General features: G+C 41.5%; 12 protein-coding genes and 1 pseudogene. 9 read left to right on the top strand and 4 right to left on the bottom strand.

Translation table 11 applies throughout. From position 1 onward, the window contains the following. The 4 genes and pseudogenes from JMX75_RS12140 to JMX75_RS12125 form a co-directional block, all read right to left on the bottom strand. A pseudogene (locus tag JMX75_RS12140) lies at nt 1-399 on the bottom strand (CHAP domain-containing protein); the annotation flags it as partial. Between the two features lie 812 nt (nt 400-1,211). Further along, complete coding sequence (lgt, locus tag JMX75_RS12135; RefSeq protein ID WP_011959981.1) at nt 1,212-2,096, bottom strand: prolipoprotein diacylglyceryl transferase; 885 nt, start codon at nt 2,094-2,096, stop codon at nt 1,212-1,214. Nucleotides 2,097-2,279: 183 nt separating this feature from the next. Beyond that, the gene (locus JMX75_RS12130; RefSeq protein ID WP_201532485.1) at nt 2,280-3,758 is read right to left on the bottom strand and encodes an ATP-binding protein; all 1,479 of its coding nucleotides are present in this window, start codon (nt 3,756-3,758) and stop codon (nt 2,280-2,282) included. Further along, nucleotides 3,748-4,494 carry a heavy metal response regulator transcription factor gene (locus tag JMX75_RS12125; protein WP_186475561.1) on the bottom strand — a complete coding sequence of 249 codons (747 nt, stop codon included), beginning with the start codon at nt 4,492-4,494 and terminating at the stop codon, nt 3,748-3,750. Before JMX75_RS12125 ends, JMX75_RS12130 begins: the two co-directional genes overlap by 11 nt. 325 nt (nt 4,495-4,819) lie before the next feature. Here JMX75_RS12125 and JMX75_RS12120 point away from each other — a divergent pair, with 325 nt between their 5' ends. The 9 genes from JMX75_RS12120 (at nt 4,820) to JMX75_RS12080 (ending at nt 13,648) form a co-directional block, all read left to right on the top strand. Beyond that, nucleotides 4,820-5,146, top strand: a complete 327-nt coding sequence (locus tag JMX75_RS12120; protein ID WP_011959984.1) for a hypothetical protein — start codon at nt 4,820-4,822, stop codon at nt 5,144-5,146. 133 nt (nt 5,147-5,279) lie between these two features. Then, nucleotides 5,280-5,552, top strand: coding sequence for a hypothetical protein (locus JMX75_RS12115; RefSeq protein ID WP_201532484.1), 273 nt, complete (start codon nt 5,280-5,282; stop codon nt 5,550-5,552). Between the two features lie 61 nt (nt 5,553-5,613). Next, nucleotides 5,614-6,234, top strand: coding sequence for a c-type cytochrome (locus JMX75_RS12110; protein ID WP_201532483.1), 621 nt, complete (start codon nt 5,614-5,616; stop codon nt 6,232-6,234). Between the two features lie 165 nt (nt 6,235-6,399). Next, nucleotides 6,400-7,038 carry a DUF411 domain-containing protein gene (locus JMX75_RS12105; protein ID WP_011959987.1) on the top strand — a complete coding sequence of 213 codons (639 nt, stop codon included), beginning with the start codon at nt 6,400-6,402 and terminating at the stop codon, nt 7,036-7,038. Between the two features lie 93 nt (nt 7,039-7,131). Beyond that, nucleotides 7,132-8,835, top strand: a complete 1,704-nt coding sequence (locus JMX75_RS12100; protein WP_201532482.1) for a copper resistance system multicopper oxidase — start codon at nt 7,132-7,134, stop codon at nt 8,833-8,835. 31 nt (nt 8,836-8,866) lie between these two features. Next, entirely contained in the window at nt 8,867-10,036 is a 1,170-nt protein-coding gene (locus tag JMX75_RS12095; RefSeq protein WP_201532481.1) for a copper resistance protein B, read from the top strand. 95 nt (nt 10,037-10,131) lie between these two features. Beyond that, the gene (locus tag JMX75_RS12090; protein ID WP_037059145.1) at nt 10,132-10,608 is read left to right on the top strand and encodes a DUF305 domain-containing protein; all 477 of its coding nucleotides are present in this window, start codon (nt 10,132-10,134) and stop codon (nt 10,606-10,608) included. A gap of 129 nt (nt 10,609-10,737) precedes the next feature. Beyond that, on the top strand, nt 10,738-10,914 hold the full coding sequence (locus JMX75_RS12085) for a hypothetical protein (protein ID WP_157769651.1): 177 nt from the start codon (nt 10,738-10,740) through the stop codon (nt 10,912-10,914). A gap of 115 nt (nt 10,915-11,029) precedes the next feature. Next, a complete protein-coding gene (locus JMX75_RS12080) occupies nt 11,030-13,648 on the top strand; it encodes a copper-transporting P-type ATPase (protein ID WP_201532480.1) in 2,619 nt (872 codons plus the stop codon). Nucleotides 13,649-13,710: the final 62 nt, after the last annotated feature.

Genomic DNA, 13,710 nt, shown 5'->3' with positions numbered 1-13,710 from the left:
TAGTGCTTTACGTACGTAACGGGCACAATATCCAGAGCTGCCAGATAAAGCCACTTTTGAGGCGCGAGCAGCAGCGATAGCGGGGGCTGAATTGCTGTCAGGAACCTTATTGACTTGCTGCTGTTGTCTTTCAGCATATAAGCGGCTACTTGATAACGAAAGCTGTTTCTCTTTTTGTTGAGCCTGCGCACTTAAGTTGCTAATTGCTTGACTGATTTCATCATTGCTAGAAACATAAGCACCACTTTTGGTGCTATAAATATTTTTTGACGAACTGTAGTTTGATGCCGCAGAAATATTGGTTATATTATTACTTGTTTGAAAGGTCGTTACAGCAGCAGTACTCGTTTGTGCTATGCCCATACCCAGTACTGACAAAATCAATAAGGCCTGTTTCATAAATCTAATACCTACGGTTAATTCAAAATGGTCTGTTGTCCATAACAGAGCAGTCAATTAAATCTCAACAACTCAATAATATACACATTGTGGTGACTAATAATTATGCTGCAAACCCTTATTCCATAGGCGGCCGGCATTATCAACGATTTCGCTAAAACCTTATAAATTTATTGGAAGTCAAACTGTTAGCCAAAACACAAATCGGACTTTAGCATAGGCTGTAAAGCATGTCATCACTAATAAAAATCTGATAAAAGCTCTTTTTAAGCTTATAAAATGATAAAAAATACCTATTTTATAATGTAATTTCGTGTAACATTTATAGAATATAGCTGACCAACCTGACAACAATATCTCCTGTTTGATAAGCAGAAAAAAACGTTTGAGGATTAAATCCTTAATTTAGATTTAATCCTCAAACGTTTTTTTAGTGGGTGAAGTAATTATGCTATATAGGGTTTAACCAATTATTAAAATAATATACTAATTTATAGTGTCAATATGAATTTTAATTCGCTAAGGAACTATGTAATCTTACGTAATTGTTGCGATACATCATGTAGTTCCTTGTATTAATTTCTAAGAAATTGGTTATTTTAAAGACAGATAATATCTAAAATAGGTTACATTGACATAAAAAGTTACATATCCAAATTTATTTTTAGCTTTTGAAGTTCCACTATCTGATGAAAAAATTAGGTTTAGGAATAAAAATCCTTGTACTAACATAGGTATTAATTCTGCAAATGGAATGTATCTTGTTAGAACTGCATTTATATTTATTTGTTCATGCACCTCGACACTTATTTCTAATATGCAGACTGCTTACCCCAATCATAAATACCGCGTTTGTAAGCATAAATCAGCATGATTAAGCCGGCGATAATCATCGGCGCGCTTAAGATTTGCCCTTTGGTCATCCAACCTAATAATATGAATCCTTGGTCAGCATCTGGCTGGCGGAAGAATTCAATGATAAAGCGGCTGATGCCATAGCCTAGTAAGAATACAGCGGAGGCGGCCATACGTGGACGTGGTTTTGATGAATACCACCATAAGAATATAAATAGCAGCAGACCTTCGGCAAAGGCTTCATATAGCTGTGATGGATGACGAGGCAATATGTATTGACCATTGACTTCAATCATCAATTCTTGCAATTGTGGATTGCTCTGTAATTGCTCCATATCAAACGCCGCGGCTTGCGGAAAGTAGGTCAGCCAGTTATAGCCACCGTCTGAGACGCGACCCCATAATTCGCCATTGATATAGTTGCCGATACGCCCAAACAGTAAGCCGGTTGGTACACAAGGAACGATAAAATCGAATACTTGAAAGGTAGTCTTTTTATATTTACGGGCAAAGAACCACATACCTAGCATGACGCCGATAAAGCCGCCGTGGAAAGACATACCGCCTTCCCAGACTTTTAATATATAGGCAGGGTTTTGGAGTAATTCACCGAACTGATAAAACAGCACATAGCCAATACGACCGCCTAAGATGACACCAAGCGCGCCATAAAAGACTAAGTCAGAGACCATGTCGGTGGTCCAATTGTCGCGTTTGGTACTGCGATACCAAGCCAAACCGTAAGCGGCAGCAAAGGCTAGCAAATACATTAGCCCATACCAGTGCACTTCCAATGGACCCAAGGAAAGCGCTACGGGATCATACTGAGGATGAATCATCATAAAGGCACCATAATTATTGGTAATAGAATGTATGAAATAGGCTTATATAAGAAATTTTTTGTCCAACAATTGAAAAGTACAACTATCGCAAGTCAGAATCTCATCTTATGGATAGAGAGACCTTCCAAGTAAACTCGCCTTCGATCTAATCTGAGCGGTTCATAGACAGTATGAAGGTATTTACTACCTGGCAATCAACAACTTTACAGCAACCTCAAAAAGACACTCATCTTTGATAGTAATACTAACTTTGCCATTATGAGCATTGGCGATAGCTTGCACAATAGATAAGCCTAAGCCTAAGCCTGTTCCTGAATGCATCGTATTCGTTTTATCATGACGATAGAATCGCTCAAACAGTTTATCGGCTTCAATCTGATTTAATGGTTTGTCTAGACGGTTGGTCATAGTTATTCTTAACCAGAGCTGCTCTGGGGATTGAATATCGTCTTTTGGCGCATTAAGCGAGGTGCTTGAAGTGAGGACAGTAGCGGATATCATAATAGTGCTATTACTAGCCGCATAATAAATCGCATTTGACATCAGGTTGGCAAACAGCCGTTGCAATAAGCCTTTATCACCTAGTACTGTTTTAAAATCACCCGATTTTTCAAAGATTATCTCACGATCCTCAGCAATCATCTCATAATAATCTATAAGCTTTGTGATCAAGCTCTCTATATCGACATGACTGATTTGCGAATCACTCAGCTCTTTTTGAGTTTTTGCCAGTAATAACATATCGTTAATCATGGCGGATAACTGCTTTAACGTATCATGCTGATGATGCAATTGCTCAATGTATTCGTCGCTTTCTCTTGGCTTAGTTAACATGACTTGCGTTTGCGTACTCAGCGTCGCTATTGGCGTACGTAGCTCATGGGCGATATTGTCTGAAAACCGTGATAATGATTCAAAGTTACTTTCAAGCTTGACCATCATAGAATTATAAGACTCCGTTAGTGGACGTAATTCTAACGGCATATCGCCAACCACAATTCTTTCATCTAACCTTTGAAGATTAATGCCTTTCATCTTTTGTACGATAGTAGCTAGGGGAGCAAAACCCCAGTGTACACTTAGTGCTGCTACTGAAACCAATAATAAGGTAATGGCGATAAGTATCAAGCTCAGCTGGCGATTAAACTGGATAAGATATTGATGATGCACATCGATAGGTAGAGCAATAAATGCCAAAACCTCTTGATGTGTAATGATAATGGCTCGGTAATACCTATTATTTATCTTGATCATAAACTGCTGATCGCGATAGTCCTGCAATAGTTGTAACAAGCTAAAATCTGCCGGTAGATCATTGATGAAATTACTGGGATCGCTGGACAATAAATTGCCGTTTTTGTCTGATATTAACGTTTTTAAATCATAATCCAGCCAAGAAGAATGTAGATGATTGGCATCAATTAGCGCTTGCGACTTTGACACTGTAAAAGGTTCTATGTGATCGTTAAAATTCACCATGCGTTTACGCAGGTTAAAAGCTGCATGGGTAATAATCTCTGAGTCCATTTGCTCAAAGTGCTCGTTAACAGAGCGCTGAACCCATATATAAATAATAACTTGAGAGATAACAACAAATATTGTCAGTAAAAAAACAGTTCGCCATAACAGTGACCAACGCCGATTCTTAGATTTATGTCTCATTTGATGTCAGACTGTCTTTATTAATACTATCGTCGCCCATGCCACTATCCACGTCGACAGCCAGTGGCTCTAACTTGTAGCCCATTCCGCGTACCGTATGAATCAGCTTTATATCAAATCCATCATCAATTTTTATCCGCAAGCGCCTTATAGCCACGTCAATGACATTTGTATCACTGTCAAAATTTATGTCCCATACTTGTGAGGCAATCACAGTGCGTGGCAGTACCTCACCTTGACGTTCTAAGAAAAGTTGTAATAAAGCAAATTCTTTAGCAGTCAATTTTATGTTGGTATCGCCTCTATATACAGTGCGTTTAGCAATATCCATTTTCAGATCAGCTATGTGTATGACCGAGCTTTTATAATCAGATTGATTGGCACGGCGCAATAGGCTTTTTATTCTAACAATCAGTTCAGCAAAAGCAAAAGGCTTGGTCAGATAATCATCGCCACCAATTTCAATACCTTTGATCCGATCGCTTAAATCATCTTTAGCCGTTAAAAATAAAACTGGCGTATGCTTTCCAGCAGCTCGGTAGCGCTGTACCAACTCAAAGCCACTGACGTCAGGTAGCATGACATCCATCAAAACCACACTAAAATCTTCAGTCATTAACGCATGATAGCCATCTAAACCTGTCATGTGATGATCCACGATGAAACCGGCCTCAGTTAAGCCTTTCTTAATATATTCTCCAAGGTTTTTCTCATCTTCTACTAACAGTACTTTCATCGTTGCTTACCTTTATATCATTATAGTTGTCAACAGCGTATCACTAACATTGTTAGCTTATCAGCCATATATTTATCAGGAACCCTTGTTATAACAGTGTTCTTTGGATAGAGACAGATGCTGGTATTTGGTTTTAATGACAAGAAGATGACAATATTATGCTGTTCCTAACGAACATGTAATATCCGTGTCATCTAGCTGTCAGCCACCATTTAGTATTCTAAATCAACGCCGCATATTGGCTTGTCTCTGATACAGACTGCCTCTACGAGTAAAGCAATTATCCTACTTAAACAGTTTGTTATTTATCTTTAAAGGGTCTTATATGAAAAATTATAGTTCATTAAAAAAAGCAGCTTTGCTTTCAGTATCGATGTTAGTGGGCATGTCAGCGGCCAATGCGCATACCACAAACTTAGATGCTTCTGTTCTCGGTAATTGTGATGCGCTCACTAGTTTTGCAAGAAACGCAGATCATAATGATGCACAAATGTCCAAAGAGCAAAAGAAAAGTTATGTCGACGCCAGAGTGGCTTGTCAGGTTCAACATCAAGATCAACATTTGCAATCTGAAAAGTATTTTGTAAAAAAATATGGTAGCGATCGTGATAGAAATGCTGAAGCCATATTAAATGAATATATCGCGCATTAAAATCTAAAGCGGTGAGAATGACAGAATTGTAATCTTATCGTCATCTACCAGTCAGAATGATTAATGTATCATTTAGGCTGGTTTAACAACTATTGAACTCAATAACCTTTAATCCAAACAATAGGAATTAATCATGTCACAATTTAAATTACTGTCTAAATCAATCGCAATGACGGCCATCGCTCTTGTCGTATCGACCTCAGCTATGGCGCATGACCCTAAAATGCATGCTGAAAAAGATCAAATGAACTGTGAAAAAATGCAAAAGCATATGCAAATGATGCAAAAAATGGATCATAGCAAGATGGATATGAAAGATCCTGCTATGAAAGCAATGATGGCTAACATGGGTAAAATGAAGCAAATGTACCAAAAACACTGCGTTACTAACGACAGTAAATCTTAAAAATTTTAGCTCTGTTAAATAGCAGTCAACACTTAACGAAAATAAAGTTTTAGGAAAACATATGAAATTTTTATTGGGTGCGCTCTTTACCGTATTTGTGGCAATCGTTGGCGTGTTTGCGGTTGTTACTAGTGGCGTTGTCAATGTGGGAGCTGACCAAGAGCATAGCCCAATGATGTTTAGCTTTTTAGAAACTGCTCGCAATCGTTCCATAGAAAATGCCAGTAAAGATATTGTGGTACCAGACTTAGAGAAGGTCGATATCAGCTCTGGGGGCGCGGACTATAAGGATATGTGTGCAGGCTGTCACTTGTCTCCGGGAGTGGCACAAACTGACTTTAGTGAGAGCTTATATCCAAAGCCGCCCAACTTTACCAAGGCTGATATTGTCAAACGTTATCAAACAGAAGACGGTGCAAAGCAAGGCTTTTGGGCAATCAAGCACGGTATTATGGCATCTGGAATGCCAGCATGGGGTGCTTCTCATGACGACGATAGAATGTGGGCAATGGTTGCTTTTATTAGATCGTTACCTGAATTAGATGAAGCTCAGTACACGATGCTAACCACTAGGATAGATGGCGATATGATGGACATGTCATTTGATGGTGATATGAATATGTCAGATGGTGGTGATATGGGTATGAATATGTCGGATGATGGATCTGGAATGCAGCATTAATACTTTCTAGATATGAAAGCCTCCTAACTCACGGTTGTCGCTATTAATAATGCAGTACTGAACAGTGCTGCATTTAATGTTTTTAGTTAAGTACATAAGAATTCAAATATAGGGTGTAAGTTTTTAGAATATCGAGCATAACAATAGACGTTTAGGAGTAATTTAATGAGACATTACACACATGTGCTTTCTAATGGACATAGCTGGTTATCCGGTCGTGTCCTTTTATTGGTGGTGACATCGTCACTCTCGTTAACGCTAGCCGCTTGCAGCCAATCTAATACCAGTGGCTCTGATTCTCAACCAGTAAAGGTTGAACAGTCTGCTACCCAGAATGCACAAGTACAAAATGAAAGTTCTGCTCCTACAAATGCTCCCGTTAACAGCTCGTCATCATTACTCAAAAACGTCTCAGCCACGGTTTATAAAGATGCCAACTGCGGCTGCTGTAAAGAATGGGTAGGCTATGCAAAAAACAATGGATTAAGTGCAACCACGCACGATGTGGAAGATCTATCCTTATTTAAGGAGCGTTATGGCGTACCACAGCAAATGCGCTCTTGTCATACCACCGTTACCACCGACGGTTTTGTCTTTGAAGGGCATGTCCCTGCTAAACACATGGCTGAATTCTTAGCAAATCCTCCTGCACAAGCTATTGGACTTGCCGTACCGAGTATGCCGGTTGGTAGCCCCGGTATGGAGTATGAAGGTAAATTCATGCCTTATAAGGTAATGCAGCTTAATAAAGACGGCACCACAGAAGTCTATGCTGCTATTGAGTCTCCTCAGCAGCAGCTGTAGTGTTGGCTTAGATGCGAGTAGATTCTATTAAATATCGAAATATTATAACTATAAGCTTAACCACCATCTCTCAAATTAAATTAGGTCATCATTATGAATAATAAAAACATGCTGAACCGTCGACGTTTTTTGACAGGGTCATCTACGCTACTTGGCGCGTCTATGCTATCGACGTTACCAACCATTGCCAATAGTGCGTTGGGTGCAAATCAAAAAAATGCCGTCATTAACAGTGATAAACCCGATCATAAAGTACCCATACTGACAGGCAAAGAGTTTGATCTTTATGTCAGCAAAAAACCCATCATTGTTGATGGCAAGTCAAGCACGGCGACGCTCATTAATGACTCATTACCAGCGCCAACGCTAAAAATGCGCGAGGGCGATACGGTAGTGATACGCGTCCATAACCAAATGAATGAGTCGACCTCTATTCATTGGCATGGTCTACTAGTACCGTTTGAGATGGATGGCGTGCCCGGCATTAGTTTTGATGGTATACCAGCAAATAGCACCTTTACGTATAAATTCAAATTAAAACAATCAGGCACTTATTGGTATCACTCGCACACTGGATTCCAAGAACAAACCGGTATGCGCGGGGCCATCGTCATTGAGCCGAAAGGGCGCGAACGTCATCCTATCGAGGAAGACCATGTCATTTTGCTCAGTGATTGGACGCACCGTGACCCGCACAACTTGGTTAAACTATTAAAGCAACGCGCAGACTTTGATAATTATCATTTACCAGATTTTAAAAAGCTACTGTCCGATATTGCCGCAACAGATCTAAAAGCTGCTTTTGATAAGCGCAAAATGTGGAATCAGATGCGGATGATGCCGACAGACTTTACTGATCTGTCTGGTGAAAAAACCTTTACCTATCTGATGAATGGTAAAACCACAGCGGCTAACTGGACGCAACTTGTCAAGGCTGGACAGCCTGTCAAACTACGTTTTATTAATGGTTCAGCGCAGACGATATTTGATGTACGCATCCCCGGCCTAAAAATGAAAGTCGTCGCGACGGATGGGATTGATGTCAGTCCCGTCGATATCGATGATTTCCGTATTGGGGTGGCCGAGACTTATGATGTCATCGTGACGCCCACTAAAGACGCGCATACCATATTTGCTCAAAACATAGATCGGTCAGGCTATGTTGCGACAACGCTTGCTACCAAAAAAGGTGCTCGTCCTGCGATACCTGCTATGGACAAAATCGAATGGCTGACGATGGCCGACATGATGGGCGCCATGGGATCGAATGGCTATAACGCTAAACATGCCAAAACAGAATATGACTTTAAGTCCGATATGCGCGTTGATAGTCCGCGTATGAACCTTGATGACCCTGGTATTAATCTACGTAACATTGATAGAAAGGTTTTGAATTATAGTCAGTTGCGCTCTGTCGGCGATGAGATAATGGCAGAGCAGCGCAAACCCACCAGAGAGATTGAAATACATCTGACGGGAAACATGGAGCGCTATATTTGGGCTCTAGACGGGGTTATGTTCAAAGATGCCGCACCGGTCAATATTAAGCCGGGTGAGCGCGTACGTATTACCTTAGTCAATGACACCATGATGAATCATCCCATGCATTTGCATGGTATGTGGAGCGATCTGCGGATGCCTTCAGGTGAGTTTCAAGTACGTAAGCATACGATAATGGTACAGCCTGCACAAAAGATAAGCTTTGATGTCACCGGAGAAGCTGGCAGATGGGCATGGCATTGCCACTTGCTCTATCACATGGAAGCAGGGATGTTTAGAGAAGTTGCCGTTGTTTAAGCAAATCTTTGGTTGATAGGTGAGAGATGAGATGAAAATACATAAAGTAGGTTTACGGTTCGCCGGGGTATCATCATTGGTATTATTAGCATCATCATTTGCTAATGCTGCTGACCCGTCCACGGTTAAAAAAGACATGACTATGTCAGATATGGACCATAGTAGTATGGACATGTCGAACATGGATCATGGCAGTATGGACATGTCTGGTATGGATCACAGCAGCATGGATATGTCGGGCAATATGTCAGATATGGACCATAGTGGCATGGATATGTCAGGCGATATGTCAGATATGGACCATAGTGGCATGGATATGTCAGGCGATATGTCGGATATGGATCATAGTGGTATGGATATGTCAGGTGACATGTCAGATATGGATCATAGTGGCATGGATATGTCGGGCGATATGTCAGGTATGGATCATAGTGGCATGGATATGTCGGGCATGGATCATGGCAGTATGGACATGTCAGGAATGCAAGGTGGCGAAGCACCAGCCGATGCTCGAAGCCCTGACTACTCGAACGGTGTTCCCTATGGTCGCTTTGGTAAGCCTGTGATGATGGGTAGCTTACCGTTATGGGGTGTGTCAGTAGAAACTTTGGGCTATCAGTTTGAGAATGACCAAATCGATTTTGAGTTTGATACGTGGTACGGTACTGATAGTAATCGTGTCACTCTACGCAGTGAAGGTAGTGCTCAAACTAACGATGATAAAGAGATCGATAGTCTAAGCTCACTCGCTTATTGGAAGCCGCTCGGTATCTTCTGGAATGGAGAAGCGGGTATTGCTTATAATACTGAAAACGATAAGTCCGCAATCATGGCAGGCATTGCTGGTACGGCGCCGTACTTCGTTGAGACTGACGCAAGAGCTTATCTATATACTGATGGTCAAGTCCAGCTTGATCTTGGGGCAGCGTACGAGTGGCGCTTAGATCAGCGTTGGGTGGTCAGACCAGAGCTGGAGCTGACTGCCTTTAGTAAAGATGATACCGATAACGGTATTACTAAAGGCTTTAATGAGTTTGAAGCTGAAGTTAGGCTGGCTTATGAGACATTCAGTCGTCAGCTCGCGCCTTATGTGGGTATCAGCTATGAGACCGCTTTAGGCAACGCAAGAGATTTGCGACGTCAAGAAGACGAAGCTGTTGATTCTAGTAGCGTTACAGCTGGTGTGAAATTTTGGTTCTAGTGTTAACCATGTAAGTAACAACAGTTTATAACACTAGCTCTAAAAAAAGGCACCTCTTTATTTAGGTGCCTTTTTACTAAATTAAGGACAAGAATATGAATAACCATATGGATAATAAACAGAAGCAAATGAACCCTTATGTAAAGTTCACAATCATGATTTTAACATCGACAGTCGTGATGTTTATCATGATGTATTTTAATACTTATCAATGGGATCACGTTTATTTTAGCGAAACCAGAGCTTATATGGCGTTATATATGGGCGCTATGATGGCTATTATTATGCTCGCCTTTATGACCAATATGTATAAAAAGACTAAGGTCAATCTAATGGTTTATGGGATTAGTGTCGTGCTATTTGCCTTTGGTTTATGGGGCGTTAGATCACAACAAACGGTCGATCAAGTGGATTGGATGCAGGCGATGATACCGCATCACTCGATTGCTATTTTGACCAGTTCGCGTGCTGATATCGAAGATCCACGTGTACGCCAGCTTGCTGATGACATTATCGAAGCACAAAAGCGTGAAATCGGTGAGATGCAAGCGCTTATTGATGAGTTGGAATAGGCAGTCACAAATTTTGAGCACTTTGTATTAGGTGTTATTAAGTAAGCAGACTATTGAGAGGTGTACGTTCACACACTAGCACTATATCATTACTTATACTAAGGAAATAACAAATAAGGAGTCCTTGTAATGGTTATTATGATGCACGGTATGATGAACGGGACTATGCACGGCATGATGAATGGATCGATGCACGGTATGGGTTGGGGAGAATCTATTGTCTCCTTATTGTTTACAGTACTGGTTTTTGCGGTACTGATATTGACTATTATGGCCTTACTCAAATATTTGCGTAATAAAGATTAAGTTCCAATTGAAACTTAATTTTCGAGATATCTAGATTAGTAATTAGATGAATAGCAATTAAAGGTTGATGATTGTGCTTTAAAAGCTTTATTTATTGTCTTCAAGGAGTGATTTTATGAAACATATTGCCGATGAAAAATCTATCAAAGGTGGTCAGTACGATAAAGTACCAGAAAATTATAGTGGTACGGTTTATATCTGCCCGATGCATCCTGAGGTTAGAGATACTGAAAAGAGCGATTGTCCGATATGCGGCATGTTTCTTAAACCTGAAGACGAGGTTGCTGAATCCAACAACCATGAAGATAGTCATGCGCATTGTCATGGAGCGGATGCTAATAATAGTAATGAGGTAAATTCTGTCGAAGACGATAAGTACGACAAGATACCGGAAAATTATAGCGGTACGGTCTATATTTGTCCTATGCATCCAGAAGTAAGAGATGTTGAAAAAAGTGACTGCCCAATATGTGGCATGTTTCTTAAACCTGAAGACGAAGTTGCTAAAGATGATAGTCACGCCAGTTGTCATGGAAAGGATACTGATAGTAGCGGAGTAAAATCTGTTAAAGGCGGTAAATACGATAAAGTACCTGCTGATTACGATGGCACGGTATATACCTGTCCTATGCATCCTGAAGTGAGAGACGTTAGAAATAGCGGTTGTCCGATATGTGGTATGGCGCTTGAGCCCGAAACGCTTACTATCGGTGAAGAGGACACCTCAGAGCTTGACGACATGACTCGTCGTTTTTGGATATGTACCGTGTTGACTGTACCGCTATTAATATATGTGATGAGCGGTATGTTTGACTTAAACGTAGTTAATTTTAGTCAGTATGGTATCTCTTCAAAGATCTTACAATGGGCTGAGTTAGTGCTCGCGACCCCTGTAGTGCTTTGGGGCGCCGCCCCGTTTTTCGTCCGTGGCTGGCAGTCTATAAAAAGCCGCAATCTAAATATGTTTACCTTGATTGCGATAGGCGTAGGCGCTGCTTATATTTTTAGTATTGTCGCGACCTTTTTTCCCGATATTTTCCCAGACAGTTTCAGAGATGCCTCTGGTCAAGTCGGAGTCTACTATGAAGCGGCAGCGGTCATTGTGACCTTGGTGCTACTGGGTCAAGTATTAGAGCTCAAAGCTAGAAGTCAAACTTCAGGTGCGATTAGAGCTTTGCTTGAGCTCGCACCACCAACCGCAAGACGTGTCGATGAAAACGGTGAAGAAGTCGAAGTCTCGCTTGATGAGGTCGTCACTGGCGATAAGCTACGGGTTAAACCAGGTGAGAAACTACCCGTAGATGGTACAGTGATCGATGGTAATAGTAATGTTGATGAATCAATGGTGACGGGTGAGCCAATCCCTGTATCAAAAGTAGCAGGAGATACAGTGACTGGTGGTACGGTAAATGGCACCGGAACGCTATTAGTCGAAGCGGTCAATGTTGGAGCAGATTCAGTATTATCTAAAATTGTACAAATGGTTGCTGAAGCCCAGCGTAGCCGCGCACCTATACAGAAATTGGTAGATCAAGTGGCGGGTTGGTTCGTACCTATTGTTATTGTCACCTCTATCATAACCTTTATTGTCTGGGCGATATTCGGCCCTGAGCCCGCTATGACCTATGCTTTGGTTAACGCGATTGCGGTACTGATTATTGCTTGTCCTTGTGCCCTTGGTCTAGCGACGCCGATGTCCATTATGGTTGGTACCGGCAAAGGCGCGCAAAACGGCGTCCTCATCAAAAATGCTGAAGCGTTAGAGAGTATGGAAAAAGTCGATACCATTGTCGTCGACAAGACCGGAACACTGACCGCTGGTAAGCCCGAGCTTACCGCAATTGATGCGCAGGTAGGTCAAGATGAAGACGAGTTCCTCGCATTGGTAGCCTCAGTAGAAAGCGCTAGCGAGCATCCTTTAGCAGAAGCTATCGTTAGAGCAGCTCAAGAAAGATCACTCATTATTCCTAAAGCTACTGACTTTAATTCGACTACTGGCGAAGGCGTACAAGCCGTGGTCGATGGTAAGAAAGTCGCTATTGGTAACTCTAAGCTTATGGAAAGCCTAAATAGTTTTGATAATGAGCTGTCCACTAAAGCTGATGTCCGTAGAAAAGACGGAGAAACGGTAATGTTTGTGGCTATAGACGGTAAAGCTGCTGGTATTATTTCAGTTGCTGACCCTATTAAACCAAGCACTAAAGAGGCTATTTCACTGCTTCATGACGCAGGTTTAAAAGTTGTGATGCTAACCGGTGACAACGAAAAAACCGCGCAGGCAGTCGCCAATAAACTAGGTATTGATGAAGTTCATGCGGATGTCTCACCAGAGGATAAAAACCGTATCGTCAAAGAAATGCAAGACAGCGGTAAATTGGTCGCTATGGCGGGTGATGGTATCAACGACGCACCAGCGCTAGCGCAAGCTAATGTTGGTATCGCTATGGGAACCGGTACCGATGTGGCGATGGAGAGTGCGGGCATTACCCTGCTAAAAGGTGATTTAATGGGCATTGCCAAAGCTTATAAGCTTAGCCACGCCACCATGCGCAATATCAGACAGAATCTGTTTTTTGCCTTTATCTACAATGCACTTGGTGTTCCTATTGCCGCAGGTGTGCTCTATCCCATATTTGGGCTTCTGCTCAGTCCGATGATAGCAGCGGCAGCGATGAGCTTGTCGTCATTCTCGGTGATTGCTAACGCGCTGCGATTGCGCCGTTTGAAACTATAATTCTGGTACGGTAAAAAGTGTTCTAAAGCACACTGACACATACTGGTCTAAACAAGATCACA

The organism is Psychrobacter sp. LFX-11D (assembly GCF_904846475.1).
Classification (GTDB): Bacteria; Pseudomonadota; Gammaproteobacteria; order Pseudomonadales; family Moraxellaceae; genus Psychrobacter; species Psychrobacter cryohalolentis.
The sequence above is the reverse complement of the archived record's forward strand: the minus strand, read 5'-3'. Positions and strand labels throughout refer to the sequence as shown.